Raw genomic sequence first — 16,804 nt, forward strand, 5'->3', positions numbered from 1 at the left:
CGCATCTTATCACAATCCTGACGTGGTCGTGCCTCTGACGGGCATTCACTTTGCGAGCGGCTACGCAGGGTGAAAAGCGGCGCGTCGGCAGAGCCGTCAGGTTGTGCCAGGATAGGCTGATTCACGCAGGAGGGCGCATGGACGGAACGGAAAATCTGATGCCACGGGAGAAGATGCTGCAATACGGCATCGAGGCACTGACGGATGTTGAGCTACTGGCGCTGTTTCTGCGCATTGGCACACGCCGTCAGGATGTGCTGAGCTACGCCCAGGCGTTACTGCAGCGTTTTGGTTCGCTCTACGCTCTACTTTCCGCTGATAAAGCGCAACTGGTTGCCGTTGACGGACTGGGGCTGGCGAAATATGCGCAACTGAAGGGGATTGCCGAGCTGGCGCGGCGCTATTTTAGCTCGCAGCTGGTTGAGGAGGCCGCGCTGATCACCCCCTCGATGACGCGGGAATTTTTGCAAAGCCAGCTGACGGAAGAGGAGCGCGAGATCTTTATGGTGATCTTTTTAGATAATCAGAACCGCGTGTTGAAACATAGCCGCCTTTTTTCTGGTACTCTTAGCCACGTTGAGGTGCATCCGCGAGAAATTGTACGCGAAGCCATCAAAGTGAACGCCGCCGCCGTGATCCTTGCGCATAATCATCCCTCCGGTAGTCCGGAGCCGAGTCAGGCTGACAGGCTGATTACCGAAAGGGTGGTAAAGTGTTGTCGATTCATGGAGATACGTGTGCTTGACCATCTGGTTATCGGCCGCGGTGCGTATGTATCTTTTGCCGAACGTGGCTGGATTTAGCCCCGAACTGGCGATCCTTCGGGATCTTTGTCTGTTCGGGACTTGAGCACATCGCCGAGTCAGCGTATACTACGCCACCTTTGAGAATCTCGGGTTTGGCATTTGGGCCTGGCAGTCGAGAGTTCACATTGAACTGCGATGACCAGGCTGTAAAGCCTGACGAGGCGCCAATACCCCATACGAAGCTCGAGCTAATTTGATTTTTGGAGAATAGACATGTCCCGAGTCTGCCAAGTTACTGGCAAGCGTCCGGTGACCGGTAACAACCGTTCCCACGCACTGAACGCGACTAAACGCCGTTTCCTGCCGAACCTGCACTCTCACCGTTTCTGGGTTGAGAGCGAGAAGCGTTTTGTCACCCTGCGCGTATCTGCTAAAGGTATGCGTGTAATCGATAAGAAAGGCATCGATACAGTTCTGGCTGAACTGCGTGCCCGTGGCGAAAAGTACTAAGTACTTAGAGGAAATAAATCATGGCTAAAGGTATTCGTGAGAAAATCAAGCTGGTTTCTTCCGCTGGTACTGGTCACTTCTACACCACCACGAAGAACAAACGTACCAAACCGGAAAAAATGGAACTGAAAAAGTACGATCCGGTTGTACGTCAGCACGTTATCTACAAAGAAGCTAAAATCAAATAATTTTAGCCTCCTTGTATAAAAACCCCGCTCCGGCGGGGTTTTTTGTTTTTAAAACTCCCCCATATTGCTTTCACACACTCCCTTTTCAGCCACCTGTCCGTGAAGCACAATACGCCGGGTTAATGGAGGAAAATCATGCCTGAATTACCAGAGGTGGAAACCAGCCGTCGCGGCATTGAGCCGCACCTGGTTGGCGCCACCATTCTGCACGCCGTCGTGCGCAACGGACGGTTGCGCTGGCCGGTTTCCGAAGAGATTTATCGCCTGAGCGACGTTCAGGTGCTCAGCGTGCGACGTCGCGCCAAATATTTGCTTCTGGAACTCCCGGACGGCTGGATCATCGTCCATCTTGGGATGTCGGGGAGCCTGCGCATCCTGAGCGAAGAGCTGCCTGCGGAAAAACACGATCACGTTGATCTGGTTATGAGTAACGGTAAAGTTCTGCGCTATACCGATCCGCGCCGCTTTGGCGCCTGGCTATGGACCAAAGAGCTGGAAGGCCACCCGGTGCTGGCGCATCTGGGGCCGGAACCGCTAAGCGATGCCTTCAACGCCGACTATCTCCAGCAGAAATGCGCGAAGAAGAAAACCGCGATCAAACCCTGGCTGATGGATAACAAGCTGGTGGTGGGCGTCGGCAATATCTACGCCAGTGAATCGCTGTTCTCCGCCGGGATCCACCCTGACAGGCTGGCGTCCTCGCTGTCGAGGGACGAGTGCGAGCAGTTGGTGAAGGTGATTAAGCTGGTCCTGCTGCGCTCGATAGAGCAGGGCGGCACCACGCTGAAGGACTTCCTGCAAAGCGATGGCAAGCCCGGTTATTTTGCCCAGGAGCTACAGGTCTATGGCCGCAAGGGCGAACCCTGCCGGATCTGCGGCACGCCGGTCGTCGGGACCAAACATGCCCAGCGGGCGACCTTTTATTGCCGCCAGTGTCAGAAATAGTCACCGGAACAGGAATGATTGTCGGCCAGGTCAGCGAAACTGCGGGTGCGCATCTGGCGGACCGGGGGCGTTTGTAGGCCAGGTAAGCGCAGCGCCACCTGGCATCAAGACAGAGACAGAGCCCGCGTGGCTCACGCCCCAGCAGATGCGTTACTTCAGCTTATTCAACAGCGCCTGGTGGACGTTGGCTGGCAGGAAATGAGAGACATCGCCCTGGTGGCGCGCGACTTCCTTCACCAGCGAAGAGGAGATAAACGACCACTCTTTGCACGGCATCAGGAACACGCTCTCAAGGGTGGGCATCAGATGGCGATTCATATGGGCCAGCTGCATCTCATACTCGAAATCCGCCACCGCCCGCAGGCCGCGGATCAGGATGTTGGCCTGCTGCGCGCGCGCGAAGCTGGCCATCAGGTCGCTAAAGCCGACCACCTGCACGTTCACCAGGTGGGCCGTCGCCTGCTCCGCCAGCGCAATGCGTTCATCAAGGCTGAACATCGGCTTTTTGCTTGGGCTGGCGGCGATAGCCAGCACCACTTTATCGAACATACTCGCCGCGCGGGTGACAATATCGATATGGCCATTGGTGATGGGATCGAAGGTACCCGGATAGATCGCTTTTGTGCTCATGATGACTCTTTCTCCGAGTAGCCGTGGCTCAGCGCCCACAGCTCGGTATATTTTGTAAACGTATACTGCGCGTTGACCATCGCCAGTAACCAGCCCTGCTTACCGTCCAGCACCCCACCGCGCAGCAGCAGCGTTTTCAGGAACGCCCCCAGCGTATGGCTGAATATCCCCGCCATCGAGGTCTTCTTGCCCTTCTGATGGCGTTCCAGCGCCCACGCGGCGGCATACGCCAGCTGTTTTTGCTGGAAGCCAGCGAAGTCGCGGCACGTCAGATGCAGGAGATCGCCGGTCAACGGAATGACCTCGGCGCCCAGGCTATCCAGCGATTCATGGACCAGATTATCGTTATAGCGGTAACGGGCGCGTTCGTACAGGCGCAGGACGCGATCGGGGTACCAACCGCTGTGGCGCATAAAGCGTCCGAGAAAATAGTTACGGCGGGCGATGCTGTAGATGGCGCCGCGCTGCGGGGCTTCCAGTACCTTAAGAATAGCCTGCCTGAGTTCTGGCGTGACGCGCTCATCGGTATCGATCATCAACACCCAGTCGCCGGTGGCGTAGTCCTGCGCGCGCTGGCGCTGAATGCCATAGCCTCGCCAGTCGGTATGGGTATAGACCTGCGCCCCGAGGCGGCGAGCCAGCTCGACGGTGCTGTCAGTACTGCCGGAGTCGAGGACGATAATTTCATCCGCCCAGCTAACGGAGTCCAGACAATCCGGCAGCAGGTCCGCTGCGTTTTTGGCGATCATCACCACGGAAAGCCGGTTAGACATTAATGACTCCGCTGCGGCAGGTAAGGTTGCAGTAACTGTAGCAGACGCGACAGCGCGCCCTGGTTCTGGTGCAGCACTTCCACCGCGTGACGGCCATACCACAGGCGGTAGTCTTCATCGGTCAGGAGCGTGGAAACCTCTTTGACCAGCGAGTTCGCGTCGGTGACGGTGATCAGGCCATCGTCCTGCTGCAGCTTGGCGCAGATATCTTTGAAATTGAAGGTATGCGGCCCCATCAGCACCGGAATGGCGTGCGCCGCCGGCTCGAGCGGGTTATGGCCGCCGCGCTCCACCAGGCTGCCGCCGACAAAAGCGAGGTCGGCAATGCCGTAGAGCAGCATCAGTTCGCCCATGGTATCGCCAATGACCACCTGGGTACTGGAGGAGGGGATCTCGCCGGTGCTGCGCAGAGTGAAGCTCATTCCGGCTTTTTGCACCATGTCGCGGGCGTCAGGGAAGCGCTCCGGATGGCGGGGAACAAGGATCAGCAGCAGGTTCGGAAAGGTCTCCAGCAGCTTTTTATGCGCCTGGAGGATAATTTGCTCTTCGCCATCGTGGGTGCTGGTGGCAATCCAGACTTTGCGGTGCGGCGCCCATTGCCGACGCAGCGTCACCGCGCGCGCCGCCAGCTCTGGCGTAACGGAGATATCGAATTTCAGGCTGCCGGTGACCGCCAGCTGATTGCGCTTCAGTCCCAGCGCGAGGAAGCGGTTGCCATCTTCTTCATTCTGCGCGGCGATAAGCGTAATACGGCTCAACAGGCGGCGCATAAAGCCGCCCAGTTTGGCATAGCCTTTGGCGGAACGTTCGGACAGGCGGGCGTTGGCAATCACCAGCGGGATCTTACGCTTATGCAGCGCGGCCACCATGTTCGGCCACAGCTCGGTCTCCATGACGATCACCAGCTTCGGCTGAACGGTGTCCAGGAAGCGGTTCATGGCGCCGGGCAGATCGTAGGGCAGATAGACGTGATGGACATCTTTGCCGAAGGCCGACATGGCGCGCTCGGAGCCGGTCGGCGTCATGGTGGTGACGGTGATCGGCAGAGAAGGGTAGCGGTGGCGCAGGGCGCGAACCAGCGGAATGGCGGCTAAGGTCTCGCCGACGGAAACGGAGTGCAGCAGAATGCCATCCGGCTCTACCTTGTTCTGACAGAAGCCATAGCGTTCCGCCCAGCGTTTACGGTAGGCAGGAGCCTTACGACTGCGCAGCAGCAGCCGCAGCCACACCAGCGGCTGAATAAGGTAAAGTAGGGTGGTATAAAGCAATTCCAAACTATTTATCCGTTCTCTGTTTTGGCGGGCAAATTCTAAGCATTTAGCCCGCGTAAAGCTATCTCTTTGGCGGAAACAGCGGGTTTTTGGTCTATCCCGCGTGGCGATAACGCTTAATACGCAGATAACGGCGTCCCAGGCGCCAGCGTAAACGGAAAGTACAGGCGTTTTTCCAGATTAACCGCCAGATACCGCGGTCGAAGAATTCTTTAATAATAACATGCTTTTTCGACTCATCTTTCATGCTGTCGAAGGTGTGGATGATCCCCAGGCCTTCTTTGGCGATCTGCCAGCGACAGGCGGCGATATGGCGCACTTTATCCGGGTAACGCTGGTTGATCGCCTCCAGCATCTCCAGAATTTTCATGTAATGGCGCGCCGAACGCATCAGCGTGTCGTCGTTGTCCGGCTTATGCGATACCGACTCAGAATGGATGTAGTAATCATAGAATTGCTGACTGGTGTACTGCACGCGCTCCGCGGCCAGCAGCGCCTCGGTGGTCCACGGGATATCCTGATGGCGCAGGCCGGGCTCGAAATGGAAGTGATGCTGGCGGATAAAATCGTGGCGATAGATATTGAGCCAGGTGACGTGCAGAAATTTCCGCGAGTCCAGGGCCTGCTTGAGCCAGACATGGCCCGGCAACACGCCGGTCGAGGGCAAGCGATCCAGCGGGAAGATCGGGTGGCTCTCGCGGCGCTTTTCGTACACGTAGGTGCCGTTGCAGGTGGCGACATCGAGATGTGCTTTCTCGGCCATTTCCAGCAGCGTGCGATACATGCCCGGATAGAGTTTATCGTCGATGTCCGGAAACGCGAGGTACTTGCCGCTGGCGGCGGCGAGGCCGGTATTACGCGCGACCGAGACGCCCTGGTTTTCCTGCTCCAGCACCTGGACGTTCTGCAGCCGATCCCGCCATTCGGCGATCACCGCCAGGCTGTTGTCCGTCGACCCATCGTTCACCAGGATCAGTTCATAGCTGTCCAGCTGCTGCTGTTCAATGCACTCAAAGAATTGCGCAAGAAATTTCTCACCGTTGTAGACGGCAGCCACGATGCTCAGTAAAGGCGTTTGACTCATAAATCTTCGATCCTGGTTAACTAACGGCGTCAGGTGCGCTGCAGCTGACGGTACTGCTGACAAATGGACACGACGCTGAATTTTTCCAGCGCGGCATCGTCGATGGCCGGCGGGTTATGGTAAATGCTTTGCATCGTCTGAGCCAGCGCCGGACTGGTGAGATCCGCCAGACCGCGGGCAAGTTCGCCGGTCAGGATCTCGGTGACGCCGCCGGGACAGCGGGTGCTGGCGACCGGGGTATGTAACAGCAGCGCCTCCACTACCACATTGCCGAATCCTTCGCTATCCGAGCTCAAAACCAGCATCCGCGCGCCTTTGATCCACGGTAAGGGGTTTTTCTGAAAACCCTTGAACCACACCCGGTCTTCAATCTCAAGCGTTTTGGCCAGCTGGCGCAGGCGTTGCTCTTGCTCCGGTTTCCCCTGTCCTAACAGCACCAGCGGCGCGTCAATGCCGCTTTGCGCGTAGGCTTCGAGCAGGCGGTCGTGACGTTTACCGGGATGGAAGCGGCCGACGTGAATCAGGTAGTCGCCGTCCGGGCGCTCGCTGTCGGCTTCCGCTTCTGCGCGCAGGGCGGCGATATCGAAGGGGTTATAGATGGTTTTCAGCTGCGCCGGGTGCAGGGCGAAGGCTTCCACCAGATCGCGCCCCACGGCGTCGGAAACCGCCACCACGTTGCGCCCCTGGTAAATCCGCTTAATTTTCTGCTGCTTCATCCAGCGGTCAAAGCCGGTACGGTGACCGAGATAAGAGGCCGAGAAGACGCCGTGCAGGCAGAACCAGACGTTGCGCTCGCGCAGCGCCCGGCTGCGGGCGACGATGCGGTCGGTTTTATGCAGGTTGGAGAGTACAAGGTCAAATTGTCCCTGCTGCTCGGCCCGGATGATCGCGGCGTCCAGCTGGCGGGCGCGGCGGGACAGCTCGGTCAGCTTGCGCCAGGGTTTGCGGCAGCGATCGGCCACCACCTGGTAGTCGAGCCCCTCGGGCAAGGGGTACTCGCAGACGTCGCGTAGCGAAATGAGTGATACCCGATCGCCGTCGCGCAGGAACTGTGCTGCCAGGGTCAGGACCACTTTTTCCGCGCCGCCGCCGGGCAATCCGTCAATCACAAATAAGATGCGCATCGTTATTTCACCAGATCCTGATAAAGGGAAAGCAGCTGGGTGGAGAGGCGCTCGCTGGTGCAGGCCATGATGCGCTCGCGGGCGCGGTCGCCTTCCGCGGAGCCCAGCGCGCGGGCGGGCAGGGCCATCACCGCCTGCTGCAGCGCCGGGATATCCAGGGCGTCGCAGACGTAACCGTTGTGGCCGTTGACGATAAACTCCGCCCCGCCGCAGCCGGTGGTGGTGATCACCGGCAGACCGCAGGCCATTGCCTCGAGGATGACGTTGGGGAACGGATCGTAGAGGGTGGGCAGCAGCAGGCCATCGGCCATCTGATAGAACGGCAGCGTCTCCGACTGCATGCCGAAGAAGCGCACCCGCGCTTCGCAGTTCAGGCTTTTCGCCAGCGCCTGGTAGCGCGGCTGATCCTTATCTTTGCCAACCACCAGCAGATAGCGATCGGTCGGGGCGATGGCGCGGATCGCCGCCGCCAGCCCTTTACGCTCAAAGCCGGAGCCGACGTAAATCAGGCAGGTTGCCTGCAGCGGCAACTGCCATTTGGCGCGTAAGGCGGCAAAGGTGTCTTCGCCCGGCGGCAGGAAGCACTGGTTATCAATGGCGTTATAGATAACGTGGATCTTGTCCGCCGGCAGGCCAAAGTCTTCAATGATCTCGCGCTTGATCATCTCGGCGTTGCAGATCACCCCGCGCAGATGCGGGTCTTCGTACATCTCCCGTTCCGCTTTCATCACATAACGGTGGTAGCGGTCGGCGAACAGCAGGCGGCTTTTCCAGGCCGGTAAGATGCGCGAGCGCTGTTGCAGCCAGCGGCGATGAACGCCATCGCCGGCGCGGTAGATATCGCAGCCGGGAATACGCTCATGGCTCTGCACCAGGTCGAAGGACTCGCGCTGCCAGAGCGCTCGCGCGGCGTTGGCAAACCCACGCTCGCGGCTGATGCGCCCCCATTTGCGTGGGTTACAGATATGGATCTGCCAGTCGGGCTTGACCGGCCCCTGCCATTCGCGGGTGATGACGTTCAGCTGCAGATGACTGCTGTCGAGGGCTTCCAGCGCGCGGGAGACAAACCGTTCTGCGCCGCCGTCCGGGCGGTACTTCTGCCGCACCAGAGCCAGCCTGAATTTACTCATGCCAGTACCTTTTTCGCCGCCGCGATCACGGCGTCGGTAGGAATTAAATCGAGATAACGTTCGTCGGTGTTGGTGTTGATGGCGTCCGGGTCGGGCAGCGGTCCGAAGTCGCCGGCCCAGATCACCTCGCCTTTCGCCTGCCACGGACGCCAGAAGGTCAGCTTCGAGGGGCCGAACAGGGCGACCAGCGGGGTGCCGAGAGCCGCTGCCATATGCATCGGCACCGAGTCGACGCCGATAAACAGCCGGGCGTGATCGATCACCGCCGCCAGCTGGCGCAGCGTTAACTGACCGGCTAAAGAGTGCAGCCGCGCCTGCGGGCAGCCGGCGATGATGGTCTCCACCATCTGCTTCTCTCTGTCGTCGGGGCCGGAGGTGAGCACCACCGCGTACCCTTCGGCGGACAGCGCGTTGATCAGCGCGCTCATCCGATCTTCGCGCCAGCATTTAAAGAACCAACGCGACGTTGGCTGGATGACGATGTAGTTAGCCCGGAAGTCCTCCGGCAGCAGGGCGCGGCTGGTGGCCCAGTCTGCTTCGCTGTAGCCCATCCGCGCCGGCGCGTCGTTCAACTGGATACCGAGCGGAGCGAGGATAGAGAGATTCTGCTGTACCGTATGCAGCTGATTATGCTGTTGGGTGGCGGCCAGCGCGGTGTGGCAATAGCGCCAGAACGGGTGGCGACGCTTCGGAAAATCAAAGCCGATCCGCGTCGCGGCGCCGGTCAGTTTGCTGATAATCGCGCTCGGCCACTGGTCGGCAAGGTTAAGCACCATATCGTATCGCTGCTGGCGCAGCGTCTGAATGAGCTGCCATTGCATCTTCAACTGATGCTTTTTCCCCTGCTTTTTCCAGCGGCGGTCGAGACCATAAATTTGGTGAATATCGGGGTTGGCGGCGAGCATATCCCGGGTCTCTTCATACAGCAGGACATCCACGCAGGCGGCGGGGTACTGCTGTTTCAGCGCGTGAATAAGCGGGGTGATCAGCAGCATGTCGCCATGATGGCGCAGCTTAATGACCAGGATCCGCGCCGGGTTCAAGGGGCTGCGGGAGAGGGTTTCAGGCGTCATACTCTGTTCTTCATCCAGGATAAGGGTTCCGATTCTAGGGGATCAGACAGATTGAGAGAAGCGTTGTATTGCTCTACCATGACCCGATACGTATGGCCTGAGGACGTTTTCGTGCACAATCCCGCATTTCTCATCACGATTGATACAGAGGGCGATAACCTCTGGCAAAAACATGACAGCATCACCACCGAGAATGCGCGTTATCTCCCGCGTTTTCAGCAACTTTGCGAAAAGTATGGCTTTAAACCGGTCTATTTGACCAACTATGAAATGGCCATCGACCCCTTTTATATCGAATTCGCCAGAGACGTGATTGCCCGCGGCACCGCGGAAGTCGGTATGCATTTGCATGCCTGGAACAGCCCGCCGACCGAGCCGCTAACCGCCGACGACTGGCGGCATAAGCCTTATCTCATTGAATACAGCGATGCCATGATGCGTGAAAAGGTCGACTATATGACGCATCTGCTGGAGGACACCTTCCAGACCAAAATGGTTAGCCATCGCGCCGGGCGCTGGGCCTTTGACGAGCGCTATGCGCGTCTGCTGGTGGAGCACGGTTATCAGGTGGATTGCTCGGTGACCCCGCGGGTGAACTGGAAGACCGCCAAGGGGGCGCCGCAGGGCGATGGCGGGACCGATTATCGCCGCTTCCCGCAGCATGCCTATTTTCTCGATGAAAATGACATCAGCCGCGAAGGCCACTCGCCGCTGCTGGAAGTGCCGATGAGCATTCAGTACAAGCACTCCGCGTGGATGAACAGCGTGAAGCAGGGCTACGACCGCCTGCGCGGCAAAGTGCGTTCCCCCTCCGTACACTGGCTGCGACCGATGGGCGGCAATGTGGAGACGATGAAAAAAGTCGTCGAACAAACGTTGACGCAGGGCAATGACTACGTGGAATATATGCTCCACTCTTCAGAGTATATGCCCGGCGGCAGCCCTACGTTCCAGAATGAACGGGATATTGAGCGTTTATACGCTGACCTTGAAGCCTTTTTTAGCTGGCTGGCGCCGCAGGTGAAGGGCATGACGTTGGCAGAATATTACCAGCGGAAAATCACACAGCGCTAACACAGCTCAAGGTACCGTATGCGTATCCTTAAACAATTGACGCGGAAAAAGAACGCTTTTTTCCGCGGCATTAAATTTAATTTAATTAACTATCGATACAGAAATAAGCCGGCGCGCAAACCCTTCGACCCGGTCCCCGTGCGCCGCGTGCTGCTATTGCGTCTGGACGATAAAGTCGGCGATATGGTGGTGACCACCGGCTGCGCCAGAATACTGGCCGAACGGGGATATCAGGTTTCGGTGTTAACCGGACCAATATGCTGCGAAATATTAGCCGGCTCAGAATTCATCGAGCAAGTATATTTATATCGACCACGCATGTCCTTAAATACGTTACGGGCGGCGGGTTTTGATGCGGTTATCGATTTTGATGACGTGACCAGCTATGAACGTTTTAAATTACTCGCCGATTTACGGGCGACCAGCGTGATTGGGTTTAATAAAGAGCCCTATAAACTTTACGATCATTCGATCGCTTTTTTTGACAGCAACAGCCATATTTCCCAGCGCTATAAACAGGTGGTGAAGCTTTTTGGCGTCGTTGACGACCAGCCATACGACTATCATCTCCCTGGCTGTCGCCATGAGCGGGAGAAGGTGGCGCGCTTGCTTTCCCAGGCCGGAGAGGTCGCACTGCGCATCGCCATTAACCCTTTTACCGCCTCCGAAGATAAAGACTTCTGTCGTCATCAGGTGGCGACCCTGGTCGAGCGGCTACATGCTCTGCCTTACCGGGTCTGTATCGTGATGGTGGGGCGCAGTGAGAAGATTCAGCAGCTGGGGCTGGATATGGCGCTGTACATCGCCGACAGCACCATCAACTCCGCCGTGGAGGTGATCCGCAGCTGTGATTTAGTCATTACGCCGGACACCTCGATCGTGCATATCGCCCGCGCCTTCGATAAACCGATGGTGGCGGTCTATAACAAACGTAAACTCAAGGATACCGGGCTGCCCGGCTATCATATTTGGGCGCCGGGCTATGACAAAGCGAGGCAGATCGTCTGTGAAGAAGCGAATGTCGCCGATGTGGCGATTGAGTCGGTGTGGCCGGTGATTAAAGAGCAGGCCGACCGGCTGGTCGCCGCCCGCAGTTAATATAAAAGTGACTATAAAAAAGGGCCGTCAGCGGCCCTTTTTTGTTAACGCTTTTCCGCTAGCCCTTTGCTGAGCGCTATGCCCAGCGGCAGCCAGAACAGCACCCAGGTCTCCCGGGGGTTGCTGATGATAAACATCCCCTGCGAGGCCATAAACACCAGGGCGTAAAACAGGATCGCCAGACTGTAGCGGCTGTCGGAGCGGCGCTTGCGCCACGCCTGCCAGAGTCCGCAGGCAATGACCGCAAGCAGCAGTAGTAAACCTACGATGCCGCCTTTCAGCAGGGCGCCCATATACACGCTGTGGGTGGTGGTGATGTGTTCGCCGCTGTAGTTGATGAAATCCAGTTCATAGCTGAAACCGCGTCCCAGCCAGGGCTGGCTGGCCATCTCCGACAGCGTATGGTGCCAGATACTCAGACGCAGCCCGCTTTGGGTGCCCAGCTCTTCGAAACGGGCGAGCAGCATGTCGCCCACCGGCGTCATGACCAAAAGCAGAGCCACCAGCACGGCCAGCGCCGCGGCGATCAGCAGGTTGCGGCGGGTGAAGACGTGCAGGTGCAGCGTACAGCCGACCGCCAGCACCAGGGCGATGATCGGCCCGCGGCTTTGGGTCAGCAGCATCATCACCAGCATGATGGCCACCGGCAGATAGAGCCAGTGGCTGGCTTTTTCTTTCAGTAGCATGCCGCAGATTAAGATGCCGATGCCGCAGTATCCGGCAAGGTCGATAACGTTTGTTGGCCCGGGGTTCTCGGGGGAGACCGCTCGTTCGGTGAGGACCAGCGTGTGGTCGAACATCAGCGTCCACAGCGAGAGCACGGTGATCCCGCCAACCACCGCCAGCATGGCCAGGCGGCGGGTTCGTTCGTCGCTAAGCAGCATCGCCATCAGCAACAGATAGCCCGTCAGATACACACCGTGGGTGATCGGCGAATCAATATGCTGCGGCGTATGGCCCCACAGGTTACTGAGGGCGTAATAGGTAAAGAAGGCCGCCAGCAGCGTCCAGGTCTGCCACTGCTCGCGTAACACGTCGGCCAGCGCCTGGCGATTTTCCTGGCGTACCAGCGACAGCAACAGCAGCAGGATCGATAAATGCAGCAGATTATTGGTCCGGGTGGACATACAAAAAATCGCGCTGAAAAATAAAAACAAAGGAAAGACAATCGAGTAACCCTGTCGGGCGAAGTTACTCACTTTTAAAGTACTCATTAAACGCAACCTTTTCGAAAATAGTATCCGGTACAGCGCTTTCTGGGGAAAAATTAATCACCCGGATCTGGCGTTGCTGCAGTACCTGCGCGGCATGCGCAAAGGAGGGCATGACGAGGGTATCCACTTTTGTTGCCAGGTAAGAAGGCAATTTTTCTTGTTGTGTTTCGTAGAATCGCGGCTGGTTAAAATTGGTCATATCCAGGCCGCTCACCAGGATAGTATTGAAGCCCAGCCAGGCGAGAACTTGCAGCGCCCAGTAGACCACCGTACCGGCATCAAAGACGCCCTGGCGAATATCGGTGCTAAAACAGATATCCGGGCGCTGGGGATGAAAGCACATCGCCGGATTCTGCTGGTAAGTGCGCTTTATCGCTTCGCTGGCGACTTTCGGCTGGTAAATCTTATAGCAACCGTCCTCAATCAACGCCAAACGGCAGCGCAGCGCGTCCGCATAGCGATCGACGATTTTGGCGATCCCATGCATGGTGGTGAACAGCAGAATGTCCGGTTGGCTGACGATAGCGCGGATAATGTCCGGCTTCTTATCGAAAAACTCCATGTCGACGATGGTATAGAGCGAAAAGTGCAGGCGGTCGGCAAGATGCCAGGCGCCATTGACGCCCATCACTGGGATCGTTTTCGACAACAGGGAAAAATCGATATTGCGGGTCGAAGGGCCGGTGGCGGTCAGCAGGACTTCACCCTGCATGCTGTTTTTCAGCGCGCTCAGGCTGACCAGCGGCACCGTTTTCCCTCTATAGCGCAACGCGCTGATTTCGCCGCTCGGCGCGCGAGTGATGCGGGTAAAAGGCCACAGATTTTCATTGTGACGATAAGCGCGAGGGCGGGTGTAGCGATAGATCTGCTTAAACAGAGATCCCATCAGAGCAGCCCCTGATTGTGCAGAAGAAGATGAACCCGGCTGGCGGTAATATCGCCGGTGCTGGCGCTGTTTTCCGGCCGCACGATGTGCTGGTTTTTACCGTATCCGCCAATCAGCCCCGGATCGGTCGGGCCGTAAAGCGTGAAGTTCGGTTTATCCAGCGCGGCGGTCAGATGACTGAGGCCGGTATCGACCGAGACGACGGCCCGGGCGCTGGCCAGAACCTGCGCTACCTGCTCAAGGCTCATGCGCGGCAGCACTTCAACATACTCCCGGCCTTCCGCCAGCCGCTTCGCCCGCGCCTCTTCGTGCGGGGCGCCCCACGGCAGCTTAATGCGGACGCCACTGTCGGCCAGCAGATCGAGCAGCTCCTGCCAGCGGTTTTCCGGCCAGTGCTTATCGTCGCGGGTGGTGGCATGCAGGAACACCAGATAGGGGGCGGCAGCGCTAGCCTCGTGCTGCAGGAAATGGCGCGCAATGGCGTAATCCCCCTGGGTTTGGGGTTTCGCGTAGCCGAGACTTTTGGCGAACAGCTCGCGGGTACGCTCCACGGCGTGCTGCTGTTTCGCAATGTGGTGGCGGCGGTTGTAAAACAGGCTGGCCAGCGGCTCGCGGGCCGTTTGCCAGTCCATACCATGCTTGACGCCGTGCGCCAGGCGGGTGACTAGCGCAGCGCTTTTCACCAGCCCCTGGGCGTCGATGATGGCGTCATACTTTACCGCCTGGACGGCCTCGCGAAAGGCTTTACGCTCCGCTTTGATTGGCGCGGAGAACCAGGCTTTACGCCAGCGGCGGATCGCCACCGGGATCACCCGCTCGACGCTTTCATGCCAGGAGGGGATCTGCGCGAAGCCTTCTTCCACTACCCAGTCGAAGCGGATGCCGGGGATAGCCTGCGCGGCGTCGGTCAGCGCGGGCAGCGTGTGCAGCACGTCGCCCATCGATGAGGTTTTTACAATCAATACCCGCATCCGCTACGCTTCCTCGTGCCCGGTTTTATCCGTCAACAATTCATTCAGCTCTTGCAGGACGCGCTCTGGCGTAATGTCGATCAGGCTCTGATGATAGCCTTCGGCGGCATCGCCTTTGCGCACTTTGTGGTAGCCGCTAATCAGGCGGATCACGCGCGCTTTATGCGACAGCGGCGGGGTAAAGTCCGGACTGCTCGGGCCATACAGCGCCACCAGCGGGCGGTCCAGCGCCGCGGCGACGTGCATCAGCCCCGAATCGTTAGTCACCACCGCTTTACAGGCGGCAATCAGGATCACCGCCTGCTCCAGCTGGGTTTCACCCGCCAGATTCCGGCACCAGGCCTGCTGCTCGCTGCTGAGGGCGGCGATGATCTCTTTGCCGGCCTCGTTATCTTTTGCCGAGCCAAATAGCGCAATCTGATAACCATCGTCGATGAGCTTTTTCGCCAGCGCAGCATAGTGATAGTGCGGCCAGCGTTTTGCCGGGCCGAACTCCGCGCCGGGGCAGAAGCCGATGATCGGCCGATCGTTGGACAGGTTAAAGGCGCTGCAGGCCTGCGACTTTTCCCCTTCGTTGACCTGCAGCTGCGGCCACAGCAGCGGCTGCGGCAGATCTTTGGCGCAGCGCATCACGCCGTTGTCGTAGGCCAGCGCCACGTAGCGTTCCACCATCAGCGGCCAGGCGTCTTTGTCCAGCACCCGGGCGTCGTTGAGCAGGCCGTAGCGCATCTCGCCGCGCCAGCCGGTGCGCAGCGGGATGTTGGCAAAGAAGGGGACTAATGCCGATTTAAACGAGTTCGGCAGCACGTAAGCGCGATCGTAGCGACGCTCGCGCAGGCTGTGCCCGAGCTTGCGGCGTTCGCCGATAGCCAGCGCGCCGTGGCCCAGCGGCATCGGGATCGCTTCGTTCACTTCCGGCATGCGCGATAACAACGGACGGCACCAGGCAGGCGCCATCACGTCGATAATCGCCTGGGGATAGCGCGCCCTGAGCGTACGATAAAGACTTTGCGACATCATCATGTCGCCCACCCAAGACGGGCCTACCACCAGAATTTTCATGTTATCTCTTACGCGCCCCGATTCAGCCAGGCCATATACTCCGTTACGCCTTCGGCAACGGTTTTGAACGGTTTGTCATAGCCCGCTTTACGCAGGTTAGTCAGATCCGCCTGGGTGAACGCCTGGTAGCGGCCTTTCAGTTTGTCCGGGAACGGGATGTACTCGATGCTGCCTTTTTTGTGGTACGCCAGGGTCGCATCGGCGACGGCCTGGAAGGATTCCGCGCGGCCGGTGCCGAGGTTGAAGATGCCGGAAACGCCGTTTTCCCAGAACCACAGGTTGACGTCAGCCACGTCGCCGACGTAGACGAAGTCGCGCTTGAAGCCGTCGCTGCCTTCGAACAGTTTCGGACTTTCGCCATTATTCAGCTGGGTGTTGAGGTGGAAAGCGACGCTCGCCATGCTGCCTTTGTGGCCTTCGCGCGGCCCGTAGACGTTGAAGTAGCGGAAGCCGACGATCTGCGAATTGGCTTCAGGCAGGATCTGACGGACGTATTCATCGAACAGGAATTTGGAGTAGCCGTAGACGTTCAGCGGCTGCTCATACTCGCGGGACTCGATGAAATCGCTGGTGCGTCCACCGTAGGTGGCTGCCGAAGAGGCGTACAGGAACGGAATTTCGCGCTCCAGGCAGTAGTGCAGAAGCTCTTTGGAGTACTGATAGTTGTTGTCCATCATGTACTTGCCGTCCCACTCCGTGGTGGAAGAGCACGCGCCTTCGTGGAAGATAGCGTCAATGTCGCCGAACTCTTCGCCTGCCATAATCTGGATCAGAAAGTCTTCTTTATCCATGTAGTCAGCGATGTTCAGGTCAACCAGGTTCACAAACTTGGTGCCGTCTTTCAGATTGTCGACAACCAGAATGTCGGTGATGCCTTTGTCATTCAGCGCTTTAACGATGTTGCTGCCGATAAAGCCTGCGCCGCCGGTTACGATGATCATAACTGTACCTTTGAAGTTGAGAGCCCGGAGACAATCCGGACATGAATGCTCATATCATATCACCACATGAGCAAGCCTACAGCC

At 58.3% G+C, this 16,804-nt stretch carries 18 protein-coding genes; 6 read left to right on the plus strand and 12 right to left on the minus strand.

Annotated features, from left to right (window positions below; genetic code table 11):
- Positions 1-137: 137 nt before the first annotated feature.
- The 4 genes from radC (at position 138) to mutM (ending at position 2,389) form a co-directional block, all read left to right on the plus strand.
- The gene (gene radC, locus ABLU73_RS23020) at positions 138-803 is read left to right on the plus strand and encodes a DNA repair protein RadC (RefSeq protein WP_023319336.1); all 666 of its coding nucleotides are present in this window, start codon (positions 138-140) and stop codon (positions 801-803) included.
- Positions 804-1,019: 216 nt separating this feature from the next.
- A complete protein-coding gene (rpmB, locus tag ABLU73_RS23025) occupies positions 1,020-1,256 on the plus strand; it encodes a 50S ribosomal protein L28 (RefSeq protein ID WP_000091955.1) in 237 nt (78 codons plus the stop codon).
- Between the two features lie 20 nt (positions 1,257-1,276).
- Complete coding sequence (gene rpmG, locus ABLU73_RS23030) at positions 1,277-1,444, plus strand: 50S ribosomal protein L33 (protein ID WP_002922510.1); 168 nt, start codon at positions 1,277-1,279, stop codon at positions 1,442-1,444.
- A 135-nt stretch (positions 1,445-1,579) separates the two neighbouring features.
- Positions 1,580-2,389, plus strand: coding sequence for a bifunctional DNA-formamidopyrimidine glycosylase/DNA-(apurinic or apyrimidinic site) lyase (gene mutM, locus ABLU73_RS23035; RefSeq protein ID WP_048293898.1), 810 nt, complete (start codon positions 1,580-1,582; stop codon positions 2,387-2,389).
- A 150-nt stretch (positions 2,390-2,539) separates the two neighbouring features.
- On the opposite strand, the gene coaD is transcribed toward mutM, so the two are convergent.
- The 7 genes from coaD to rfaQ all read right to left on the minus strand — a co-directional run bounded on the left by coaD (position 2,540) and on the right by rfaQ (position 9,474).
- On the minus strand, positions 2,540-3,019 hold the full coding sequence (gene coaD / locus ABLU73_RS23040) for a pantetheine-phosphate adenylyltransferase (RefSeq protein WP_004205067.1): 480 nt from the start codon (positions 3,017-3,019) through the stop codon (positions 2,540-2,542).
- Entirely contained in the window at positions 3,016-3,792 is a 777-nt protein-coding gene (locus ABLU73_RS23045) for a glycosyltransferase family 2 protein (protein ID WP_023319330.1), read from the minus strand. The genes coaD and ABLU73_RS23045 overlap by 4 nt, the downstream gene beginning before the upstream one ends.
- The gene (gene waaA / locus ABLU73_RS23050; RefSeq protein ID WP_004205065.1) at positions 3,792-5,066 is read right to left on the minus strand and encodes a lipid IV(A) 3-deoxy-D-manno-octulosonic acid transferase; all 1,275 of its coding nucleotides are present in this window, start codon (positions 5,064-5,066) and stop codon (positions 3,792-3,794) included. The genes ABLU73_RS23045 and waaA overlap by 1 nt, the downstream gene beginning before the upstream one ends.
- 91 nt (positions 5,067-5,157) lie before the next feature.
- Positions 5,158-6,147 carry a glycosyltransferase gene (locus ABLU73_RS23055; RefSeq protein ID WP_004205064.1) on the minus strand — a complete coding sequence of 330 codons (990 nt, stop codon included), beginning with the start codon at positions 6,145-6,147 and terminating at the stop codon, positions 5,158-5,160.
- A 29-nt stretch (positions 6,148-6,176) separates the two neighbouring features.
- Positions 6,177-7,271, minus strand: a complete 1,095-nt coding sequence (locus tag ABLU73_RS23060; RefSeq protein WP_200982068.1) for a glycosyltransferase — start codon at positions 7,269-7,271, stop codon at positions 6,177-6,179.
- A gap of 2 nt (positions 7,272-7,273) precedes the next feature.
- Positions 7,274-8,401: a glycosyltransferase family 4 protein gene (locus tag ABLU73_RS23065; RefSeq protein ID WP_064183517.1), complete on the minus strand. Its 1,128-nt coding sequence runs from the start codon at positions 8,399-8,401 to the stop codon at positions 7,274-7,276.
- Entirely contained in the window at positions 8,398-9,474 is a 1,077-nt protein-coding gene (gene rfaQ / locus ABLU73_RS23070) for a putative lipopolysaccharide heptosyltransferase III (RefSeq protein ID WP_264923676.1), read from the minus strand. The genes ABLU73_RS23065 and rfaQ overlap by 4 nt, the downstream gene beginning before the upstream one ends.
- 111 nt (positions 9,475-9,585) lie before the next feature.
- Between rfaQ and ABLU73_RS23075 the strand changes: the two genes are divergently transcribed.
- Together ABLU73_RS23075 and ABLU73_RS23080 are read left to right on the plus strand one after the other, a co-directional pair.
- Entirely contained in the window at positions 9,586-10,548 is a 963-nt protein-coding gene (locus ABLU73_RS23075; RefSeq protein ID WP_012540311.1) for a polysaccharide deacetylase family protein, read from the plus strand.
- Positions 10,549-10,566: 18 nt separating this feature from the next.
- Positions 10,567-11,646 carry a glycosyltransferase family 9 protein gene (locus ABLU73_RS23080; protein ID WP_049003211.1) on the plus strand — a complete coding sequence of 360 codons (1,080 nt, stop codon included), beginning with the start codon at positions 10,567-10,569 and terminating at the stop codon, positions 11,644-11,646.
- A gap of 44 nt (positions 11,647-11,690) precedes the next feature.
- Here ABLU73_RS23080 and ABLU73_RS23085 read toward each other — a convergent pair whose 3' ends face one another.
- The 5 genes from ABLU73_RS23085 to rfaD are packed head-to-tail and all read right to left on the minus strand — an operon-like array spanning position 11,691 to position 16,720.
- Positions 11,691-12,860, minus strand: coding sequence for an O-antigen ligase family protein (locus ABLU73_RS23085; protein ID WP_017900046.1), 1,170 nt, complete (start codon positions 12,858-12,860; stop codon positions 11,691-11,693).
- Complete coding sequence (locus tag ABLU73_RS23090; RefSeq protein ID WP_049003215.1) at positions 12,838-13,746, minus strand: sugar glycosyltransferase; 909 nt, start codon at positions 13,744-13,746, stop codon at positions 12,838-12,840. Before ABLU73_RS23090 ends, ABLU73_RS23085 begins: the two co-directional genes overlap by 23 nt.
- Positions 13,746-14,717 (minus strand): lipopolysaccharide heptosyltransferase RfaC, encoded by a 972-nt coding sequence (gene rfaC / locus ABLU73_RS23095; RefSeq protein ID WP_004205056.1) that lies wholly within the window; start codon positions 14,715-14,717, stop codon positions 13,746-13,748. Before rfaC ends, ABLU73_RS23090 begins: the two co-directional genes overlap by 1 nt.
- 3 nt (positions 14,718-14,720) lie before the next feature.
- Entirely contained in the window at positions 14,721-15,779 is a 1,059-nt protein-coding gene (rfaF, locus tag ABLU73_RS23100) for an ADP-heptose--LPS heptosyltransferase RfaF (RefSeq protein ID WP_004205055.1), read from the minus strand.
- Positions 15,780-15,787: 8 nt separating this feature from the next.
- A complete protein-coding gene (gene rfaD, locus ABLU73_RS23105) occupies positions 15,788-16,720 on the minus strand; it encodes an ADP-glyceromanno-heptose 6-epimerase (protein ID WP_004205054.1) in 933 nt (310 codons plus the stop codon).
- Positions 16,721-16,804: the final 84 nt, after the last annotated feature.

Origin of the sequence: Klebsiella sp. GG_Kp175 (assembly GCF_040062325.1) — a bacterium.
Classification (GTDB): Bacteria; Pseudomonadota; Gammaproteobacteria; order Enterobacterales; family Enterobacteriaceae; genus Klebsiella; species Klebsiella quasipneumoniae.

Bases quoted from the DNA above. Each gene is read 5' to 3' on its own strand.
- rpmG (WP_002922510.1), top strand. From the start codon at position 1,277: ATGGCTAAAGGTATTCGTGAGAAAATCAAGCTGGTTTCTTCCGCTGGT.
- rfaF (WP_004205055.1), bottom strand. From the start codon at position 15,779: ATGAAAATTCTGGTGGTAGGCCCGTCTTGGGTGGGCGACATGATGATG.
- ABLU73_RS23045 (WP_023319330.1), bottom strand. From the start codon at position 3,792: ATGTCTAACCGGCTTTCCGTGGTGATGATCGCCAAAAACGCAGCGGAC.
- coaD (WP_004205067.1), bottom strand. From the start codon at position 3,019: ATGAGCACAAAAGCGATCTATCCGGGTACCTTCGATCCCATCACCAAT.
- ABLU73_RS23080 (WP_049003211.1), top strand. From the start codon at position 10,567: ATGCGTATCCTTAAACAATTGACGCGGAAAAAGAACGCTTTTTTCCGC.
- rfaQ (WP_264923676.1), bottom strand. From the start codon at position 9,474: ATGACGCCTGAAACCCTCTCCCGCAGCCCCTTGAACCCGGCGCGGATC.
- radC (WP_023319336.1), top strand. From the start codon at position 138: ATGGACGGAACGGAAAATCTGATGCCACGGGAGAAGATGCTGCAATAC.
- rpmB (WP_000091955.1), top strand. From the start codon at position 1,020: ATGTCCCGAGTCTGCCAAGTTACTGGCAAGCGTCCGGTGACCGGTAAC.
- ABLU73_RS23065 (WP_064183517.1), bottom strand. From the start codon at position 8,401: ATGAGTAAATTCAGGCTGGCTCTGGTGCGGCAGAAGTACCGCCCGGAC.
- ABLU73_RS23090 (WP_049003215.1), bottom strand. From the start codon at position 13,746: ATGGGATCTCTGTTTAAGCAGATCTATCGCTACACCCGCCCTCGCGCT.
- rfaC (WP_004205056.1), bottom strand. From the start codon at position 14,717: ATGCGGGTATTGATTGTAAAAACCTCATCGATGGGCGACGTGCTGCAC.
- mutM (WP_048293898.1), top strand. From the start codon at position 1,580: ATGCCTGAATTACCAGAGGTGGAAACCAGCCGTCGCGGCATTGAGCCG.
- ABLU73_RS23060 (WP_200982068.1), bottom strand. From the start codon at position 7,271: ATGCGCATCTTATTTGTGATTGACGGATTGCCCGGCGGCGGCGCGGAA.
- rfaD (WP_004205054.1), bottom strand. From the start codon at position 16,720: ATGATCATCGTAACCGGCGGCGCAGGCTTTATCGGCAGCAACATCGTT.
- ABLU73_RS23085 (WP_017900046.1), bottom strand. From the start codon at position 12,860: ATGAGTACTTTAAAAGTGAGTAACTTCGCCCGACAGGGTTACTCGATT.
- ABLU73_RS23055 (WP_004205064.1), bottom strand. From the start codon at position 6,147: ATGAGTCAAACGCCTTTACTGAGCATCGTGGCTGCCGTCTACAACGGT.